Raw genomic sequence first — 595 nt, 5'->3', positions numbered from 1 at the left:
AAATCAAACACAGCTAGGCTCCGTGGCAGAGACTGGTGCGCGAAAACCAGTGTGACGGGAGAAGTGGAATGAGCGTGCGCAGCTGGCCCCAGGTGCTCGGAGTCCTCGCCGACGGTGGCGATCTGGCCGCGGACGACACGTCGTGGGCGATGAACGAGATCATGTCCGACAACGCCACGCCCGCGCAGATCGCCGCGTTCGGCGTCGCCATGAAGATCAAGGGCCCGACGCCCGCCGAGCTGACCGGTCTGGCCGCGGGCATGCTCGACCACGCCCGGCTGGTGCGGATCGATGGCGACGCCGTCGACATCGTCGGCACCGGCGGTGACCGCTCCGGCTCGGTGAACATCTCCACCATGTCTTCGATCGTGGTGGCCGCGGCGGGCGTGCCCGTGGTCAAGCACGGCAACCGCGCGGCGTCGTCGAAGAGCGGCGGCGCGGACGTGCTGGAGGCGCTCGGCGTGAAGCTCGCGCTCGGGCCGGAGTCGGTGGCGCACTGTGTGCGGGAGGTCGGCATCGGCTTCTGCTTCGCGCCTGTGTTCCATCCCGCTCTGCGGTACGCGGGGGCGGCTCGCAGCCAGATCGGCATCCCGAC

The 595-nt window shown here is 69.4% G+C and carries 1 protein-coding gene; it reads left to right on the top strand.

The genetic code is table 11. From position 1 onward, the window contains the following. Window positions 1-68: 68 nt before the first annotated feature. Window positions 69-595, top strand: a 527-nt coding sequence (gene trpD, locus ON27_RS09380) for an anthranilate phosphoribosyltransferase (protein WP_043722615.1), incomplete at its 3' end; no start/stop codon positions are given.

Source organism: Nocardia asiatica NBRC 100129, assembly GCF_000308415.1.
GTDB lineage: Bacteria > Actinomycetota > Actinomycetes > Mycobacteriales > Mycobacteriaceae > Nocardia > Nocardia asiatica.
The sequence above is the reverse complement of the archived record's forward strand: the minus strand, read 5'-3'. Positions and strand labels throughout refer to the sequence as shown.